The sequence below is a fragment of the Thioclava sp. F34-6 genome (assembly GCF_002213235.1).
In the GTDB taxonomy this organism is placed as follows: Bacteria; Pseudomonadota; Alphaproteobacteria; order Rhodobacterales; family Rhodobacteraceae; genus Thioclava; species Thioclava nitratireducens.
This window is the reverse complement of record NZ_NBOA01000006.1, coordinates 173,838-192,508: the sequence shown is the minus strand read 5'-3', so window position 1 is coordinate 192,508 and position 18,671 is coordinate 173,838. Positions and strand designations below refer to the sequence as shown.

Below are 18,671 nucleotides of genomic sequence, written 5' to 3'. Positions count from 1 at the left end.
GGGGTCCTCCTCGGGAATTGTCTTTTGGCGCTGTTTAGGGCTTTGATTACTGGCCTGCAAGGCTAGCTGCGCGCGAGGCTCGCCAGCCGGTCGCGCAGCGCCGCGATCCCGTCACTGTCGACATTGGCGAAGGCGATCCGCATCTGCTGCGCGGCTCCGTTTGCGCCCTGCGGCATGAACATCGTGCCGGGCAGCATCAACACGCCCGCCTCGCGCACCAGAGCCTGCGCGAAATCAGGAGAGGGGCGCGGATCGGGATGGGTGACATAGGCGAAATAGGCGCCGCAGCCCAGCATCTTCCAGCCTTCCAGATCGGCGAAGGCCGCCTCCATCGCGGTGCGGCGGCGCAGGATTTCCTCGCGCTCGCCCGCGACCCATTGCGACAGGTGGACCATCCCCCACAGCGCTGCCATCTGACCAAGCTGCGAGGGGCAGATGGCCACCGTGTCGAGGAATTTCTCGACCTCTGCAAGGCGCGCCTCGCCTGCGACGATGGCGCCGACGCGATGCCCAGTCAGGCGATAGGCTTTCGAGAAGGAATAGAGATGGATGAAATAGTCCGGCCAGTCGGGATCGGAGAACAGGTCATGCGGAGCTCCATTGCGCGAGTCGAAGTCGCGATAGGTCTCGTCCACGATCAGCGCGAGCTTGTGACGCTTGGCCAGATCGGCGAAGGCGCGCAGCAGCTCGGCCGGATATTCCGCCCCGCCCGGGTTGTTGGGCGAGACGAGCACGATCGCCCGGGTCTTGCCGGTGATCTTCGCGGCGGCCTCCTCGGGATCGGGCAGTAGCCCCGCGCCGGGGGCGAGCGGCACCGTGTGCACGCCCGCCATGTCGAGCCACATCTTGTGATTGAAATACCAAGGCGTCGGCAGGATCACCTCGTCGCCCGGGCCTGCGAGCGTGGCCAGCGTCGCGCAGAACGCCTGATTGCAGCCTTGGGTGATCGCGACCTGACGCGCCGCGACCTCGCCGCCATAGGCCAGCGACCATTGATGCGCGAGTTCCGCGCGCAGATCGGGAAGGCCCAGAACGGGGCCGTAGAGATGCGCCTGCGGATCGTTCAGCGCGGCCTCGGCGATGGCTTGGCGCAGCGCCTCGGGCGGCGGATCGACGGGGGCTGCCTGCGAGACATTGATCAGCGGGCGATCGGCGGTGAACTCGACCCCGTCGAGCCAGCGCCGCGCCTCCATGACCGGGGGCGGGAAGGTGGCGGCGAGGGCGGGGTTGAGCGGATGGGGCATGAAGGTCCTCTTGGCTGATCGGCGCGAGATCAGCAGAGCGCCGCGCGCTTGGCAAGAGGCGGGAGCCTCCGGTGGGGATATTTGGATCGAGAAGAAGGGGGCTGCGCTTCCTCTTGTCGGGAATATCTCGGGGGTGAGGCGCAAACGGAGGCAGAGAAGGGGGCAGCGCGCCCTAGCTGCGTCCCTCATGGTGGTTGCGCCATGCGAAGCTGTGCCGCACATACCACTCGCGTAGGGTCAGCGCGATGACCACGAGATCCAGCACCGTCAGCGCCAGCATGCCCGCGCCATGGTTCAGACTGTAGAGATACATCTGGTAGGCCACGAAGCCGGTCATCATCACGATCGCCATCGGGTAGGCCCAGATCAGTCCGCGGATCAGCAGGATCACCACGACCAGCTTCAGCAAGCCGTGGCTGGTGAAATAGAAACCGTAGAAATCCTGAGTCTGGATCGAGAAGTGGTGGGCCGCGTTGAGGAACGCATTGGCGATGCGGTCATTGGGATCCTCGCGCAGCTCTCGCGCGGTCAGCCAATGCGCGGCGTCGAAGACCGCATTCTTCGGCAGCCCGAGAAGCGCGAGGCCGGACAGCGTTTCCGCAATCTCGAAGATCGCCTTGATGATCAGGCTGACCTCGAAAAGCCAGTGCAGGAACCGCCCGAGAGGGGTTCCGGGTGCGCCGAACCGCACTGATCAGTCCGTGCCGCGATAGGGTTGCACATATTGCAGCGCCATGTCCCAGGGGAAGAAGATCCAAGTGTCCTGGCTGACTTCGGTGATGAAGGTGTCGACCAGCGGTGCGCCCATCGGCTTGGCGTAGACGGTCGCGAATTGCGCCTTCGGGAAGAGGTCGCGCACCAGCTTCAGCGTGTTGCCGGTATCGACGAGGTCGTCGACGATCAGCACGCCTTCGCCGCCGTTTTCCATCAGGCTCTCCTGCGTGGGCTTGATGACCTGCGCTTCGCGTTGTTCCTGATGGTTGTAGCTTTTGACCGAGATCGTATCGACCGTGCGGATGTCCAGTTCGCGCGCGACGATCGCCGCCGGAACGAGGCCGCCACGGGTGATGCCTACCACGGCGCGCCAGCTGCCGTCGCCCGGCCCCTTGCCGTCGAGACGCCATGCCAGCGCACGGGCATCCCGGTGGATTTGGTCCCAGCTGACGTGGAAGCCTTTTTCATGCGGCAGACGATCGGACATCGGGGGTCTCCTCAGCTCAGAGCGAGTTTCAGACCGAGCAGCGCCAGCAGGCCGCCGAAGCAGCGCTCGATCACGGTTTTCAGGTTCAGATAGGCCGCGCGCGTCTTCTCGAGCGAGAAGATCCGCGCGACGATGACGTTCCATCCCGCATCGTTGAACATCACGATGCCGAGGATCGCGGCATAGGCCCATGCGGGCGCCGAGGGCGGGATGAAGGTCAGGAAGACGGTGCCGAAGAACACGGCGGGTTTCGGGTTGGCGAGCTGGGTCGAGATGCCGAGCCAGATCAGACGCGGAGCCGAGCGGGTGCGGGGCAGGTCGGGAATCTCATCGTCCATCGGATCGTCCGCATGGCGCCACATCTTGTATGCGAGCCACAGCAGATAGGCCGCGCCGGCGATTTTCAGCGTGGTAAGCAGGGCAGGGGCGATCTTGAAGACGAGGGCGAGACCGAACAGCGCCGCTGCCGCCCAGATAACCGCGCCCAAGCCGATCCCGAGTGCGAGCCAGATGCCGCGCTGGAACCCGTCGCGCAGACCCGTGCGCGCGGCCAGCAGCACAGCTGGCCCCGGCGACATCGCCGCGGCCAGATGCACGAAATAGATCGCGGTGAGGGCCGCGAGGGTCATCTCATTCCTTCCGCTTGGTGACCACGTCGATATCGGGCGCGTCGACCGCTTTCATGCCCACGACGTGATAGCCCGCGTCGACATGCAGCGTCTCGCCGGTGGTGCCGGAGCCGAGATCGGAGAGCAGGTAGAGCGCGGCCTTGCCGACCTCTTCCTGCGTCACGTTGCGGCGCAGCGGCGAGTTCAGCTCGTTCCACTTCATGATGTAGCGGAAATCGCCGATGCCCGAAGCCGCGAGCGTCTTGATCGGACCGGCGGAGATCGCGTTGCAGCGGATTCCGTCCTTGCCGAGGTCCTCTGCGATATACATCACACTGGCTTCCAGCGCCGCTTTCGCCACGCCCATCACGTTGTAATGCGGCATGACCTGCTCGGCACCGTAATAGGTCAGCGTGAGCAGCGAGCCGCCCTCGTTCATCATCGCAGCAGCTTCCTTGCACACTGCGGTGAAGGAATAGACCGAGATGTCCATCGTGGTTTTGAAGTTGTCGCGCGAGGTGTCGACATAGCGCCCGCGCAGCTCCGACTTGTCGGAGAAACCGATCGCGTGGACGACGAAATCGATGCTGTCCCAATGCGTGCGCAGCGTCTCGAAAAGGCTCTTGATCGAGTCACCGTTGGCGACGTCGCATTCGACGAGGATCTCGGAGCCGAGCTGTTCGGCCAGCGGACCCACGCGCTTCTTGAGCGCCTCGCCCTGGAACGAGAAGGCGAGTTCCGCTCCCGCATCCGCGAGGGCCTTGGCGATGCCCCAGGCGATGGATTTGTCATTCGCAAGGCCCATGATCAGCCCGCGTTTGCCCGCCATCAGGTTGTTCGACATGTCAGGTTGTCCCCCGCTTCGCTCTGGTAAGTCCGAATGCTTTAGGCGAAAGGTGAAGACGCATCAAGGCTACTGACCTCCGGTCAAGCATGATCGTGTGGATCGTGTTGCCGATCGGAGCGTTGGGCACGGTGTGCCATGCGACGGGCCAGACTGGAGGCGAGTATGAGTGACAGAACCGGAATTTTCGCGGGCGACGATCCATTCGCGATCGCGCAGGCTTGGCTGAGCGAAGCCGAAGAGACCGAGATCAACGATCCCAATGCGATAGCGCTGGCGACGGTCGATCCGGACGGGATGCCCAATGCGCGCATGGTTCTCCTCAAGGAAATAGAGGGGCGCGACATGCCCTCGGGCGGGGCGTTCGTCTTCTACACCAACTACGGATCGGTGAAGGCGCAGGAGATCGAGAGCGCCGGAAAAGCTGCTTTCGTGATGCATTGGAAGTCATTGCGCCGCCAGATTCGGGTTCGCGGTATGGTTGAACGCGAGGAAGGGCCGCAGGCCGATGTCTATTACAAGTCACGCTCCTTGAAATCGCGTCTCGGGGCGTGGGCCTCGCGACAAAGTGAGCCGCTGAGCTCGCGCAGCGCGCTGATGGCGGAGGTCGCGAAGGTGACCGCGGGTCATGGCACAAATCCGGAACGACCGCCTTTCTGGGGAGGGTTCAGAATCAAGCCCTTGGAGTTGGAATTTTGGGCGGACGGCGCATTTCGCCTTCACGATCGTTTCCGTTGGAGCCGGCAAACCCTTGCCGATGCGTGGGAAGTGACCCGCCTAAACCCCTGAAACTCGCGCTTCGTGAATTGCATAGGGTCTTGAAACTTTGAGAATTCTCTTGAAGTGTCGCGTGAATACCGCATCTCCTGAGTGAGGTGCGGGCGGAAATGCGAACAGGAAAGCCCGAAGTATGCAAACGGGATGGAAGATGCTGGGGGAGTCGGAGGCCGAGCCTCGCGAAGTCACCGGCACCGTTAAATGGTTTGACCCAGTCAAAGGGTTCGGCTTCATCGTCGATGGCGAAGGGGGGCCGGATATCCTTCTACACGCGAATGTGCTTCGCAATTTCGGCCAGGGCTCGATTGCTGACCGCGCACGGATTCGTGTCCAGATGCAGCTGACCCCGCGCGGCGCACAGGCGGTCGAGGTCTTGGAGATTTTACCCCCGGAAGGCGAGCCCGTCGCGCCGATCGAAGATTTGGGTGACAACAGTTTCGACGATATCGCGGCCCTGCCGCTGGAACCGGCGCGGGTGAAGTGGTTTGAAAAGGCCAAGGGATTCGGCTTTGCCAACATCTTCGAAAACGAAGAGGATATTTTCATTCACATGGAAGTTCTGCGTCGGTCGGGCTTCGCCGATCTCAGCCCCGGCGAAGCGGTGTGCCTGCGGGTGATCGAAGGCAAGAGGGGGCGGATGGCGGCACAGGTGCTCGCATGGGATGCTGGTTTGAAATCCGGGCGCTGAGCGCCGCCCTTCTTCTGAGTTTGGCGCCGGGCATCGCCGCGGCGTACGGAGCGCAATGCCGGGACGATCTCGCGATTCTGCGCACAGATGGCCAGTTGGTGAATTTCACCATCGAGATTGCCGATGACAGTGCAGAGCGTGCGCAGGGCCTGATGGGTCGGCGCGAGATGGACGCGGGGGCAGGGATGCTCTTCATCTACGACCGCCCGCGCGAGGTCGCCTTCTGGATGCACGACACGCCGCTGCCGCTCGATATGGTTTTCATCGATCCGGCAGGGCGCGTGGTGAAGGTCGCGGCGAACACCACTCCCAATGACGACACGCCGATTCCCTCCGGCGCGCCGGTACGCTACGTGCTCGAGATCAATGCCGGGATGGCCGCGCGCTACGGGATCGCGCCGGGTGCGGAGCTTGCGCATCCCAGCGTCGATCCGGCACAAGCCGCATTTCCCTGCGAATGACCCTTTCCTTGTGCCAAACCTCTTTGTAAGGAGAGGGCGTCGGGGCGTAGCGCAGCCTGGTAGCGCGTCTGTTTTGGGTACAGAAGGTCGTGAGTTCGAATCTCGCCGCCCCGACCATCCCTCCAAATTGCCGATTTCGGCCCTGACTACATCTAGTGGCAGGTCTTGATTGTGGCACTAGCGACACGATCCGCGAATTTGCCCATTTTTTGCGCAAAGCCGGCGCGGCTATCCACAAGATATTGCGTGCTGTGGATTGAAATTCCCAGATGAGCCGCAAACGCGCGGGAATCCTCAATGAAATTTGGCCCTTATTGGTGCCGCAGCGCGGCGTCCTAGCGTTAACCAAATGTGGAGGAATCGTGCAGTCCGCTTCCCTTGGGGCCGGTCAACTGAAAAATGGACTGACTCAAGGTGAAAGTTTCGTTGACGGCTCGGTGCGCCTACGGCAGGTTGTGTGGTGTCGGAGGCCAACCCACCAGATGTAGTGGAGCCTAGGGCCAAGGGACAGATTTCGGACATTGCACCCCCGAATCCGGGGCGCGCAGCCCTCGCGGTGTCGACTGCGAGGCCCGGGCTTTCTGTTCTCTGCGGCTCCCGCCGACACCGGATTTGACTGACTGCAAACGGGGACAGGGCAATGAAGATCGAACGCAAGTTCACCACCGACGAAACCGGCGCCTACGGCGCGCTGGAGTTCACGACGACCGCATCCGAGATTCGCAATCCCGACGGCAAGGTGGTGTTCCGCAACGAGTCGGTCGAAGTGCCCAGCGGTTGGAGCCAGGTCGCCTCGGACGTTCTGGCGCAGAAATACTTCCGCAAGGCCGGCGTCCCGGCGGCGCTGAAGAAGGTCAAGGAAAAGGGCGTGCCGGAATTCCTGTGGCGCTCGGTTCCCGATGAAGAGGCGCTGGCCCAACTCCCCGAAGAGGCGCGCTTCACGGGCGAAAGCTCGGCCAAGCAAGTGTTCGACCGTCTCGCCGGTGCCTGGTGCTATTGGGGCTGGAAGGGCGGCTACTTCACCACGGAAGCTGATGCGCAGGCTTACTATGACGAGATGCGCTTCATGCTGGCCGAACAGATGGCCGCGCCGAACTCGCCGCAATGGTTCAACACCGGCCTGCACTGGGCCTACGGCATCGACGGTCCCGGTCAGGGCCACTTCTATGTCGATCACAAGACCGGCAAGCTGACCTCCTCGACCTCGGCCTACGAGCATCCCCAGCCCCATGCCTGCTTCATCCAGTCGGTCTCGGACGATCTGGTGAAAGAGGGCGGGATCATGGACCTCTGGGTCCGCGAGGCGCGCCTGTTCAAATACGGCTCGGGCACGGGCACCAACTTCTCGAGCCTGCGCGCCGAAGGCGAGAGCCTCTCGGGCGGTGGTAAATCCTCCGGCCTGATGGGCTTCCTCAAGATCGGCGACCGCGCGGCGGGCGCGATCAAGTCGGGCGGCACCACGCGCCGCGCAGCGAAGATGGTGATCTGCGACATGGATCACCCGGATATCGAGGAATTCGTCAACTGGAAGGTCATCGAAGAGCAGAAAGTGGCCTCGCTGGTCGCGGGCTCCAAACTGCATGAGCGCGAGCTGAACGGCATCTTCGCCGCGATCCGCGAATTCGACGGCTCCGACGAGACCTCGGTCGATCCGACTCAGAACGAGGCGCTGAAAGCCGCGATCAAATCCGCCAAGCGCGTGATGATCCCGGAGACCTACATCAACCGCGTGCTGCAATATGCACGGCAGGGCTACAGCTCGATCGAATTCCCGACCTACGACACCGATTGGGACTCGGAAGCCTATGTTTCGGTTTCGGGCCAGAACTCGAACAACTCGGTGCGCGTCACCAACGCCTTCCTGAAAGCGGTGAAGGACGATGCCGATTGGGAACTGATCCGCCGCACCGACGGCAAGGTCGCGAAGACCGTGAAGGCGCGCGAGCTGTGGGAGCAGGTTGGCCACGCCGCATGGGCCTGCGCCGATCCGGGCATCCAGTTCCACGACACCGTCAACGAATGGCACACCTGCCCCGAGGACGGCCCGATCCGCGGCTCGAACCCGTGCTCGGAATACATGTTCCTCGACGACACGGCCTGTAACCTTGCCTCGATGAACCTGCTGACCTTCTACAAGGACGGCAAGTTCGACGCCGAAAGCTACATGCACGCCACCCGCCTGTGGACCGTGACGCTGGAAATCTCGGTGCTGATGGCGCAGTTCCCCTCGAAGGAAATCGCGCAGCGCAGCTACGACTTCCGCACGCTGGGCCTCGGCTATGCCAATATCGGCGGCCTGCTGATGAACATGGGTCTGGGCTACGACTCGAAAGAGGGCCGGGCGCTGTGTGGCGCGCTGACCGCCGTGATGACCGGTGTCTCCTACGCCACTTCGGCCGAGATGGCGGGCGAGTTGGGCGCGTTCCCGGGCTACGAGAAGAACTCGAAGCATATGCTCCGCGTCATCCGCAACCACCGCAACGCCGCTTACGGCAAGACCGATGGCTACGAGAGCCTCGAGATCAAGCCGGTCGCGCTCGATCACAAGGGCTGCCCCGATCCGGAACTGATCGCGCTGGCCAAACAATCCTGGGACGAGGCGCTGGCCCTGGGCGAGCAGCACGGCTACCGCAACGCGCAGGTGTCGGTGATCGCGCCAACCGGGACGATCGGTCTGGTAATGGATTGCGACACCACCGGGATCGAGCCGGACTTCGCGCTGGTGAAATTCAAGAAGCTTGCAGGCGGCGGCTACTTCAAGATCATCAACCGCTCGGTGCCGGGCGCGCTCGAAACGCTGGGCTATAGCTCGGCGCAGATCGAAGAGATCATCGCCTATGCCGTGGGCCACGCCAGCCTTGGCAACTGCCCCGACATCAACACCACCGCGCTGATCGGCCACGGCTTCGGCCCGCGCGAGATCGAGAAGGTCGAGGCCGCGCTGCCGACCGCCTTCGATATCCGCTTCGTCTTCAATCAGTGGACGCTGGGCGAGGAGTTCTGCACCCAGACGCTGGGCATCCCGGCCGAGAAGCTGAACGATCCGACCTTCGACATGCTGCGTCACCTCGGCTTCACCAAGAAGCAGATCGACGCCGCGAACGACCATGTCTGCGGGACGATGACGCTGGAAGGCGCACCGCACCTGAAGGACGAGCACCTGAGCGTGTTCGACTGCGCCAACCCCTGCGGCAAGAAGGGCAAGCGCTACCTCAGCGTCGAGAGCCACATCCACATGATGGCTGCCGCGCAGAGCTTCATCTCGGGCGCGATCTCGAAGACGATCAACATGGCGAACCATGCCTCGATCGAAGACGTGAAAGCGGCTTACGAGCTCAGCTGGTCGCTCGGGATCAAGGCCAACGCGCTCTACCGTGACGGATCGAAACTGTCGCAGCCGCTGGCCGCCGCGCTGGTCGAGGATGACGAGGAGGCCGAGGAAATCCTCGCCACCGGCTCGACCCAGGAAAAGGCCGCCGTGCTCGCCGAGAAGATCGTCGAGAAGGTGCTGGTCAAGGAGATCGTCCGCAGCCACCGCGAGAAGCTCCCCGAACGTCGCAAGGGCTACACCCAGAAGGCGGTCGTGGGCGGTCACAAGGTCTATCTGCGCACCGGCGAATACCACGACGGCACGCTGGGCGAGATCTTCATCGACATGCACAAGGAAGGCGCTGGCTTCCGGGCGATGATGAACAACTTCGCGATCGCCGTGTCGGTGGGCCTGCAATACGGCGTGCCGCTGGAGGAGTTCGTGGACGCCTTCACCTTCACCAAGTTCGAACCGGCCGGGATGGTGCAGGGCAACGACTCGATCAAGAACGCGACCTCGATCCTCGACTACGTGTTCCGCGAACTGGCCGTGTCCTATCTCGACCGCACCGACCTTGCGCATATCAAGCCGCAGGGCACCAGCTTCGACGATCTGGGCGGTGGCGAGAACGAGGGCAAGCGCGCCGACGGCAATGTCGAGCCGATGTCCGAGAACGCTTCGAAGTCGCTCGAAGTGCTGCGCCAGATTTCCTCGACCGGCTATCTGCGCAAGCGCCTGCCGCAAGAGCTGATGGCTCTGCAGGGCGGCGTGGAAGTGGTGACTTCGCAGATGCCCGCGCAAAGCGCGCAGGCCCGTGCCTCCAGCTCCACCGCGGTCTCCTCGGGCTCGGTCCAGATGGATGCCCGCGCCAAGGCGAAGATGCAGGGCTACGAGGGCGAAGCTTGCGGAGATTGCGGCAACTACACGCTGGTGCGCAACGGCACCTGCATGAAGTGCAACACCTGCGGGGCGACCAGCGGTTGCTCTTGAGGGACAGGGGTCTCGGTCTGGCGGCCGGGGCCCCGACGACGACGGCGCGGTCCGGTCTGTCCGGGCCGAGGGAAGACGGGCGCGGCCCGAGGGACAGAAACGACCGCCAAAGGCGGCAAGGAGCGGAAATTGGACCTGATCGTCGGCAATAAGCGGGTGACCCCCAAAACGACGCGCCGCATCCCTGGTGGCATCGAGGCCGAGCTGGTGGGCGAGGGGCTGACCTCGCTGATCGACGCGACTTTCACGGGCACCGAGATCGCCTGCCTCGGCGGCGACCTCGATCACCACGCGCTCGACGTGACCGATATCCGGATGGGCGGCGGTGCGACCACCGTCACCCTGATGACCGCGCGCGAGATGGCGCTGCACTGAGATTGAGGGTGTGGCGGGGGAGCTCTGACCTTCCCCCGCCATGGCCATTCCGCAAGAGCCTAGCACGCTGCGGAACAACCCAAACTCGGCCCGCTTGGGTCGATAGACAAGGAAAGACCACGACCGAGTAAGGCGATCAATAGCGTGCTGAGAAACCCACAGGTTTGCCAACAACTTCTGCTCGCAGCCTGTGGAAAAGTAAGGAAGCTGCCATGTCAGATGGTAAGAACTATTGGACCCAGAGACGCCCAGATGGGAATTGGGAATCGCGTCGTGAGGGGGGCGAGCGCGCAAGCCATATCGCTCCCACCCAGGAACAGGCGTGGGAACGAACCCGCGACCTCGCTCGCACATCAGGCGGAGAAGCGTACCTCCGCGGTCGCAACGGCCAGATTCGTGAGCGCAACACTTACGGTAAGGATCCTTATCCCCCCAAGGGATAAGCGGTTTCTTGAAGACAGAGATCCGGGGCGGGTGCGCTCGTCCCAGACGCCGAGAAGGCCCAGGCGAGACTAAAAACAGCTCGGGCGGTAAACTAATGAGCCTGATCGGCGAAACTGGCCCTCTCCGCCCCCCGGAGAGGGCCTCTTTCCGTTCGGGGTGAAACTGGAAGGTGCGGCCGCGCTCTGGCCATTTTCGCCATCCCGCGTCACGATGTCCGGTGTGGCCCGAGGCGGCCGAGGAATGAAACCCGCAACCGGAAGGACCGCAGATGACCGCATCCGGACCGACAGTCTCCTTCACCCAGATGAAAGACGGCACCCGCGAAGATTACGAACTGCTCGAAGAGCTGGAGAAGCCTTTCCTTGCGGGAACGGCGGATCGGTTGTTGCGCGAACTCGCCGCGCAGGCGGAGGAGACGCTGTCGGGCTACCAGATCACGCGGCTCGAACACGGGCTGCAGGCGGCGACCCGGGCGCGGCGGGACGGGGCGGATCTTGACTGGATCGTGGCGGCACTGCTGCACGACATCGGCGACCGGCTCGCGCCCCAGAACCACGACCGGATGGCGGCGGAAATTCTGCGGCCCTATGTCCGCGAGGAGGTCTCGTGGGTGGTCGAACATCACGGCATTTTCCAGATCGCCTATTACGGCCATCACTACGGTTGGGACCCGGAGGAGCGCCAGAAATTCAAGGACCACCCCTGTTATCGCAGCTGCGAGCAATTCTGCGAGCGCTGGGATCAGTCGAGCTTCGACCCGGCCTATCCGATGGACCCGCTGGAGAGCTTCGTCGAGGACGTCCGCGAGGTGTTTTCCCGCAAGGCCTATGCGCCAGAGGTCCTGCGCGCTGGCGAAGTTCACGGCTTGCCCGATCCAGCCTGAGCGGGCCGGAGCCGCACAGATCGCTTCCCGCTTTTTGTCGCAGGAGAAAGATTTTTCTGGCGATAACAGGCGCGCGAGACTAAGGGCATGACCCATGAGCGATACCTTGCCCCCGTGCCCCGAATGCAACTCGTCCTTCACCTACGAGATGGACGCCCTGCTGATCTGTCCCGAATGCGGCCATGAATGGTCGGCCTCGGGTGACGCGGATGCGCCCGCGGAGGTGCGCGACGCGGTGGGCAACGTGCTGAACGACGGCGACACGGTGACCGTGATCAAGGACCTCAAGGTGAAGGGCTCCTCCTCGGTGGTGAAGGTCGGCACCAAGGTGCGCGGCATCCGCCTCGTCGACGGCGATCACGATATCGACTGCAAGGTGCCCGGCATCGGCCAGATGGGGCTGAAGTCCCAATTCGTGAAAAAAGTTTCCGAGTAAGCCTCCTCATTGTCGCGTCGCGACCCAGGTGCCGCTGCACCCGTCGACGTTTTGATAATCCCCCACGAGGCGCCCTTTGACGAGGTGCCCCTTGAGTGAGCCGACAGAGCGCGTTCGGAAGTAGAAATTCCCGACGATCCGGTTGGCTCCGACGACTTGCCCGGTTACCCTGTAGGAAGCTCCGTAGGTGTTGGTGGCCTGGCCCGAAACCCGGCCGTCCCGGATGAATATCCCGCCGTAGCCCGGCGTGCAGGGCCGATCCATCACACGCATGCTCTGAGGGGTGTACCTACCGACCCAGTGCCCGTCGAGCGGGCTTGGCCGTCCGTCGGGTGGCTCTGGAACGCAGGCTGCGAACGCGCTCAGGGTCACGCCCGCCAGGGCCGCGGTGGCGGCCCTGCGTGAGAGTGTCGTCCTCTTGGTCATTGGATTGTCCTCCCGGCTTTGCGCCCGCGCTCACTCGATCCCGACGATCATCGTGAAGGGGGCAGGGGCGTCGCCGATATTGTACACCGTGATCCGGTTTTCGCCGTTGAGCCAGAGCTGTCCGCGATAGTCGCGCCTACCGCCGCGGCTCTCGTAGAGAAGCTGGCCGTCCGGGGTGAAGATGTTGAAATGCACCGCAGGCGAGACTGTCTGGAGCTGTGCCGTCAGGAACTGCTTGGCCCGCGCGCCGAGCCGGTAGTTGACCGCAGCGCCGGGGGCGAGGGTTGATCTCAGCACCGCGCCGCTCGTGCCGGGGGCGAACTGGACCTGCTGATCGCGGGTCTCGGGTTCGGCCACGCGCGGTGGCGGGGCAGAGCCTTCTCGCAGATAGCGTCCTGCGACCCAGCCGGTCAGATAGCCCTCGGTGGCCGCGACCTGGCACCAGCGCTGACCCTCGGCCATTCGGCAGCCCATGTTGCGCAGGATCGCCCCCTCGGGGAACCGGCCGAGGATCGTAGCCCCGGTCGAGGGCCTCGCGCGCAGGTTCAGCGGATCGTTGATATCGCCGGTCTGGACCTGCCAGAAATCCGGCCCGCCCTGCAGCCCGTCGGCATAATCGCCCTGCACGATCGCGCCGGTCTCGCCGGTGATCCCGATCCGGATGTCGAAATTCGCGATCTCGTCGCGCCGCGCCGCCGAGCGCATCATGTAGACCGAGATCTTGTATGTCCCCGAACTCGGCAGCGTGCCGGTGTAGTGGTTTAGCTCGGGCGTCAACTGGCTGTTCATGATCGCCTGATCGCCGGGCCCGCTCCCGGGACCGTAGAGGTTGAAATACGTGGCGGTGTGTTTCGTGGACAGCTTGATATCGATCGTCTGACCGGCCTCGGCGCCGATCGTGTAGATCACGCTGTCATAGCCCTTGATGCGATCGCTCAGAACCGCGTTATCCGCTCCGGCTGAGAAATACACCGGAACCTCGAGCATCTCCTCCGCGAGGGCAGGCGTTGCGAGTGAGAGCGCCGCGACGAAGACATAACCCAGAAACCGGTTCATACCGATCCTCCCTCTTTGGTTTATGGCGCGCGTCATCGGAGAGTGTAGCACGAAAATCGTAAAGAGGCGCGGCGTCAGGCAGTGCCGATCTGCGGGTGTCCGAAATAGGCCCGCAGATGGGACAGGGCGGCAAGTTGCACCGTCATCAGGATCAGCGCGATCGGCCAGATCAGCAGCGTGCCGGGCGCGGCAAGTGTAATCAGCGGGATCGCGACCAGCACGAGTGCGGTCGTCAGCGCAGCGCGGCCAACCTGTGGCAGCGCCATGACCCGCGACAGCCGCCAGAGCGCCACGCCGAGACCGATCGCCTCGCCCGTGACCCCGAGCCAGATCACCGGCACGACCGAGCCGGTCTGGGCAAGCGCCCAATAGCTCAGCGGGAGAACCGCGATCCGGGGCAGGTTCCCCCAAAAGCCGTTATCGGTCTGCCCCGCCGAGAGCGCGACCGTGCTCGGCCCGTTCTTGATCGCGCGGAGCGCGTTCATAAGCGCGAAGGGGATCAGGAGCGGCAGGAGGCTTGCATATTTCGTCCCCAGAAGGGCGGTGACGACGAACGGTCCGATCAGGACCGTGCCCAGCAGGAGGGTCGATCCGGTGAGGAACATCCCCTCGAATGTCGCCCCGGCAAGCTGGCGATGTGCGGAGGCGTCCGCACGGCCATGTGCGGCCGAGAGTTTCGGTAAAAAGAGGTTCTGCACCGACTTCGCGCCGATCAGCGTGGGTGTCAGCGTCAGTGTCATGCCCATCGCGAAGACCGCCAGCGCCTGCATTCCTGCCAGTCGCCCGACGATGATCTTGTCGCCCTGAAAGACGAGATACATCAGGGCCGCATTGGCCAGAAGCGGCGCGCCGAAACGCAGGTTCGCGCGCATCTCGGCGCGGTCGAGGCGCAGGCGGTAGCGGCGCTCGGCCATCAGGTGCGAGACCAGAACCCCGAGGGCTGCGTGCAGCAGGATCGCCCAAAGCGCCACCTGCCAGTCGTCGAAGAGACGCAAGAGCGGCCAGATTGCGATCAGCGCGGCCAGTGCGGGCAGGGCGCCTGTCAGCAGCATCGGGCGATAGTGGCCCCTGCGCTGGGCGCGGTGGATGTCGAAATGCTGCGCCGCCGTCAGGAGCGGCACCAGCGCGAGCCAGCGATAGGCAGAGGCGGCCTCTGGGATCGCGAGGAAGTCGGCGATCGGCCCCGCCAGCACGAACAGCGCCGCCGCCGCGATCACGCCGCGCAGCAGTTGAAAACCTTGCAGTGCGGCCTGAAACGCCGGGTCGTCGCCGCGCTTCGACTGCACGATCTGCTGCTGCAGCCCCAGCGTCGAGCTCATCTCGATCACCGCCATCACCATCGCGAAGGTCGCGGCCACGCCGTAATCGGCGACCGGGATCAGCCGCGCGATTACGAGGTTGCGCGCGAGCATCAGTGCCGAGGTGGCGGCGTTCCCGCTGAGGATGAGGATCGCGGTGCGAAGCATGTACTGTCCGATATGGGGCGGGGTTTGGCCGCCCGCGCATGTTTTGCGGCCATAATCCCGCCCCGGGTACCGCTTGGTCAAGCGCGGCATTACGGCTGTGGCCTGACGGCCACGTCAACCGAGGTCTCCGGCGGTGTGCCGCCTTGCCAGATTCCCGGCTTTGCTGTTCAACTTCGTGAAAAAGCAGGGCGGCCGAGCATGACCCATCACAACCCCATTTCGACGCCTTCGAGCGATGCGCTCGCGCATGTCGCGGCGGGTGATCTCTGTGCAGGCTGCGGGCTTTGCGCCGGGGTCGCACCGGATGAGATCGCGATGGCGTCTGATGCGCGGGGCTTCCTGCGCCCGGTGCAGAGCGCCGAGATTTCTGCCCGCGCCGAGGCCGCCATCGCCGCCTGTTGCCCCGGCTTGGGCCAGAGCGCGCAGCGCGTCGCGCCCGGAGAGGAGCCGCTCTGGGGGCGGTTCATGGAGATGAAGAGCGGCCACGCAACCGACCCAAACCTGCGCCATGCAGGGGCCTCGGGCGGGGCGCTCTCGGCGCTGGCGCTGCATCTACTGCAATCGGGTCGTGTCGATGCCATCGCCCAGATCGAACCCGACCCCGAGAAGCCGATCGGCAACCGGATGCGGCTGAGCACCACGCGCGACGAGGTTCTGGGGGCTGCGGGCTCGCGTTATGCGCCCTCGGCCCCACTGGCGGAATTGTCGAAGCTCATTGACGATGGACGGCGCTTCGCGGTGATCGGGAAGCCTTGCGATGCGGTCGCACTGCGGGCGCTTGTGGCGCGCGATCCGAAACTCGCGCGGACTTTCCCGGTGATCCTGTCCTTTTTCTGCGCGGGCGTTTCCAGCGCGGAGGGCGCGCGGGAGTTGCTGGCGGAAATGGGCGCGCCCGAGGATCAACTGACAGGCCTGCGCTATCGCGGCAATGGCTGGCCGGGCAAGACGGTGGCCACGCTACATGATGGCTCCACCCGCGAGACGAGCTATCACGCGGCCTGGGGCGGGGTGCTCTCGCGCCATGTCCAGCATCGCTGCAAGATTTGCGCCGATGGCACCGGGGTTGCCGCCGATCTGGTCTGCGCCGATGCGTGGGAAGCCGATGACGAAGGCTATCCGCTGTTCGAGGAGGCGCCGGGGCGCAGCCTGATCGTGGCGCGCACGCGGCTCGGCGCGGACATTCTGAGGGAGGCCGAGGCGGCAGAGGCGGTCGAGACCGCGCCGTTCGATGTGGCGGAACTCGCCGCGATCCAACCCGGTCAGCGCGAACGCCGCCGGGCCCTTTTCGCGCGTCTCGCGGCGCTCAAGCTGATGGCCCGCCCGATACCGCGCTATGAGGGGATGAACCTGCGCGCCTGTGCATTGCAGAACCCGGTCACGCGGAACCTGCGCAACTTCGCAGGCACGATGCGCCGCGTCTGGCGAGGACGGATATGAGCCGCACGCTGCGCGTCTGCCTGATCTTCCACTCGACGCGCTCGGACAATCTGGGTGTCGGCGCGCTGACCGTGTCGGAGATCGCCCTGCTGCGCGATCTGGCCACGAAAGCGGGGCGCGAGATCGCGATTACCGTGCTCGACTGGAAGGACCGGCGCGCGCCCTATGTCGCGGGCGATGACCTGCGGCTGATCGAGGTGGATGGCGCGTTTCTGAAATCTCCCAAAGGGTTGTGGGCCGAAGTTAAGGCAGCCGATCTGGTGATCGACATTGGCGGCGGCGACAGTTTCGCGGACATCTACGGCACCTCGCGGCTGGTGAAGATGTTCTGGATGAAGTTCGCCGCCCATCTCGCGGGCACGCCTTTGGTGGTCGCGCCGCAGACCGTGGGGCCGTTCACCAAGGGCTGGTCGAAGCGGCTGGCGCGCATGAGCCTCAACCGTTCGGCTTTGGTGGCGGTGCGCGACGAACGCTCGCGCGCGGCGCTGGACGATCTGGGCTATCGCGGCGCGCCGGTTCTGGCCTCCGATCTGGCGCTGCGGCTGCCTTTTGATCCGCCCGCGCCGGGTGATGGTGGGCCGGTGCGCGTCGGTCTCAATGTCTCGGGGCTGTTGATGGCGGGGGGCTATCACGGGAGCAATGATTTCGGGATGGCGCTGGATTATCCCGCGCTGATCGCGCGCGCGATCGACTGGTTCAAGGGGCAGGGAGCGGAGGTCCATCTGGTCCCGCATGTGATCGTGCCCGAAGGCCCGATGGTGATCGAGGATGACCTGCGCGCCTGTGAGACGCTGGCGGCCGAGCATGACGCGATCTGCGCGCCTGCCTTCGCAAGCCCCTCCGAGGCCAAGAGCTATATCGCCGGGCTCGATTTCTTCACCGGGGCGCGGATGCATGCCTGTATCGCGGCATTTTCGGCGGGTGTCGCGGTGGTGCCGCTTGCCTATAGCCGAAAGTTCGCGGGGCTTTTCGGCGCGCTTGGCTACGATCACACGGTCGACGCGACCACGGCGGATGCGGATACGGTGATGGCGGCGCTGGAGCGAGGGTTCGCCAATCGCGAGACGCTGGCCGCAGAGGCGCAATCGGCGCTGGCGCGGGGGATCGACCGGCTCGCCGCCTATGACGCGGCGCTGTTAAACCTGATGAAGGCGCTGTGATGGCCGAGGCCGCGATCATCATCCCGCATTACAATGACGTCTCGCGGCTGATGCGCTGCCTGGAAACGCTTTCGCCGCAGCTGGATGCGCGTTGCGAGCTGCTGGTGGTCGACAATGGCTCGACCGATGATCTTGGCCCCGTCCGCGCGGCCTATCCCGACCTTCGGATCGTCACCGAGACCAAGAAGGGCGCGGCAGAGGCCCGCAATCGCGGCGTGGCGGAGACGACGGCGGAGCGGCTGTTCTTCATCGACAGCGATTGCGTGGCCGACCCGGACTGGATCGCGACCGCTTTCGCCGTGGCCGGGCAGGGCGATCTGGTCGGCGGGCATGTCTTCGTCTTCGAAGAGACTCCGCCGCCGCGTTCCGGCGCGGAGGCGTTCGAGACCGTCTTCGCATTCGATTTCCGCCGCTATATCGAGGAAAAGGGGTTCTCCGGCACCGGCAACCTGCTGACCCGGCGCGATGTTTATGAGGCCACCGGCCCCTTCATCGCCGGGCTGTCGGAAGATCTGGACTGGTGCCGTCGGGCGACCGCGAAGGGGTATTCTCTGGTTTATGCAGAAAGGCTGCGCGTGGGCCATCCGTCGCGGCAGGATTGGGCGGCGCTGTCGCGCAAATGGCGGCGCCTGACCGAGGAAGGCTTCGGTGTGAATGGCGCGAGCCTGCCCGCGCGGCTGCGTTGGGGCGCGAAGGCGCTGTTGATGCCGGTGTCGATACTCGCCCATCTGCCGAAGGTCCTGCGCCATCCCGAGCTGAACGGTGCGACCGAGCGTCGCCGCGCGGTGTGCACGCTCGCAAGGCTGCGGCTTGCGCGGATGGGCTGGATGCTGCGGCAGGCGATTTTCGGGCGGCTTTAGCGGCG

18 protein-coding genes and 1 tRNA gene are annotated in these 18,671 nt (G+C 64.5%); 12 read left to right on the top strand and 7 right to left on the bottom strand.

What is annotated here, in order from left to right:
• Window positions 1-62: 62 nt before the first annotated feature.
• From B6V72_RS14100 to fabI, 5 genes are all read right to left on the bottom strand, one after another.
• Window positions 63-1,244, bottom strand: coding sequence for an aminotransferase (locus B6V72_RS14100; protein WP_075775652.1), 1,182 nt, complete (start codon window positions 1,242-1,244; stop codon window positions 63-65).
• 172 nt (window positions 1,245-1,416) lie between these two features.
• On the bottom strand, window positions 1,417-1,935 hold the full coding sequence (locus tag B6V72_RS14095; protein ID WP_075775651.1) for a DUF2127 domain-containing protein: 519 nt from the start codon (window positions 1,933-1,935) through the stop codon (window positions 1,417-1,419).
• 3 nt (window positions 1,936-1,938) lie between these two features.
• Window positions 1,939-2,445, bottom strand: coding sequence for a xanthine phosphoribosyltransferase (gene gpt, locus B6V72_RS14090; RefSeq protein WP_075775650.1), 507 nt, complete (start codon window positions 2,443-2,445; stop codon window positions 1,939-1,941).
• 11 nt (window positions 2,446-2,456) lie between these two features.
• Window positions 2,457-3,074 (bottom strand): LysE family translocator, encoded by a 618-nt coding sequence (locus B6V72_RS14085; protein ID WP_075775649.1) that lies wholly within the window; start codon window positions 3,072-3,074, stop codon window positions 2,457-2,459.
• A 1-nt stretch (window position 3,075) separates the two neighbouring features.
• The gene (fabI, locus tag B6V72_RS14080; protein ID WP_075775648.1) at window positions 3,076-3,897 is read right to left on the bottom strand and encodes an enoyl-ACP reductase FabI; all 822 of its coding nucleotides are present in this window, start codon (window positions 3,895-3,897) and stop codon (window positions 3,076-3,078) included.
• Window positions 3,898-4,062: 165 nt separating this feature from the next.
• Here fabI and pdxH point away from each other — a divergent pair, with 165 nt between their 5' ends.
• From pdxH to B6V72_RS14035, 9 genes are all read left to right on the top strand, one after another.
• Complete coding sequence (gene pdxH / locus B6V72_RS14075; RefSeq protein WP_088720183.1) at window positions 4,063-4,686, top strand: pyridoxamine 5'-phosphate oxidase; 624 nt, start codon at window positions 4,063-4,065, stop codon at window positions 4,684-4,686.
• A 121-nt stretch (window positions 4,687-4,807) separates the two neighbouring features.
• Entirely contained in the window at window positions 4,808-5,362 is a 555-nt protein-coding gene (locus tag B6V72_RS14070) for a cold shock domain-containing protein (RefSeq protein WP_240496975.1), read from the top strand.
• Window positions 5,332-5,823: a DUF192 domain-containing protein gene (locus tag B6V72_RS14065; RefSeq protein WP_088735845.1), complete on the top strand. Its 492-nt coding sequence runs from the start codon at window positions 5,332-5,334 to the stop codon at window positions 5,821-5,823. Before B6V72_RS14070 ends, B6V72_RS14065 begins: the two co-directional genes overlap by 31 nt.
• Window positions 5,824-5,863: 40 nt before the next feature.
• A tRNA-Pro gene (locus B6V72_RS14060) sits at window positions 5,864-5,940 on the top strand.
• Between the two features lie 523 nt (window positions 5,941-6,463).
• Window positions 6,464-10,123, top strand: a complete 3,660-nt coding sequence (locus B6V72_RS14055; protein ID WP_088735844.1) for a vitamin B12-dependent ribonucleotide reductase — start codon at window positions 6,464-6,466, stop codon at window positions 10,121-10,123.
• Window positions 10,124-10,252: 129 nt separating this feature from the next.
• Entirely contained in the window at window positions 10,253-10,498 is a 246-nt protein-coding gene (locus tag B6V72_RS14050; RefSeq protein ID WP_075775644.1) for a hypothetical protein, read from the top strand.
• Between the two features lie 212 nt (window positions 10,499-10,710).
• The gene (locus tag B6V72_RS14045) at window positions 10,711-10,941 is read left to right on the top strand and encodes a DUF2188 domain-containing protein (RefSeq protein WP_088735843.1); all 231 of its coding nucleotides are present in this window, start codon (window positions 10,711-10,713) and stop codon (window positions 10,939-10,941) included.
• Between the two features lie 269 nt (window positions 10,942-11,210).
• Window positions 11,211-11,825: an HD domain-containing protein gene (locus B6V72_RS14040; protein WP_240496976.1), complete on the top strand. Its 615-nt coding sequence runs from the start codon at window positions 11,211-11,213 to the stop codon at window positions 11,823-11,825.
• A 94-nt stretch (window positions 11,826-11,919) separates the two neighbouring features.
• Entirely contained in the window at window positions 11,920-12,261 is a 342-nt protein-coding gene (locus tag B6V72_RS14035) for a zinc ribbon domain-containing protein YjdM (protein WP_075775641.1), read from the top strand.
• 456 nt (window positions 12,262-12,717) lie between these two features.
• Here B6V72_RS14035 and B6V72_RS14025 read toward each other — a convergent pair whose 3' ends face one another.
• Together B6V72_RS14025 and B6V72_RS14020 are read right to left on the bottom strand one after the other, a co-directional pair.
• Entirely contained in the window at window positions 12,718-13,743 is a 1,026-nt protein-coding gene (locus B6V72_RS14025) for an SH3 domain-containing protein (protein WP_168173053.1), read from the bottom strand.
• A gap of 74 nt (window positions 13,744-13,817) precedes the next feature.
• Window positions 13,818-15,209: an oligosaccharide flippase family protein gene (locus tag B6V72_RS14020; RefSeq protein ID WP_168173052.1), complete on the bottom strand. Its 1,392-nt coding sequence runs from the start codon at window positions 15,207-15,209 to the stop codon at window positions 13,818-13,820.
• A gap of 198 nt (window positions 15,210-15,407) precedes the next feature.
• Here B6V72_RS14020 and B6V72_RS14015 point away from each other — a divergent pair, with 198 nt between their 5' ends.
• From B6V72_RS14015 to B6V72_RS14005, 3 genes are read left to right on the top strand one after another with little or no spacing between them, the layout of a single operon-like run.
• Window positions 15,408-16,646, top strand: coding sequence for a Coenzyme F420 hydrogenase/dehydrogenase, beta subunit C-terminal domain (locus tag B6V72_RS14015; RefSeq protein WP_088735839.1), 1,239 nt, complete (start codon window positions 15,408-15,410; stop codon window positions 16,644-16,646).
• On the top strand, window positions 16,643-17,806 hold the full coding sequence (locus B6V72_RS14010) for a polysaccharide pyruvyl transferase family protein (protein WP_088735838.1): 1,164 nt from the start codon (window positions 16,643-16,645) through the stop codon (window positions 17,804-17,806). The genes B6V72_RS14015 and B6V72_RS14010 overlap by 4 nt, the downstream gene beginning before the upstream one ends.
• Window positions 17,806-18,666: a glycosyltransferase family 2 protein gene (locus B6V72_RS14005; RefSeq protein ID WP_088735837.1), complete on the top strand. Its 861-nt coding sequence runs from the start codon at window positions 17,806-17,808 to the stop codon at window positions 18,664-18,666. The genes B6V72_RS14010 and B6V72_RS14005 overlap by 1 nt, the downstream gene beginning before the upstream one ends.
• Window positions 18,667-18,671: the final 5 nt, after the last annotated feature.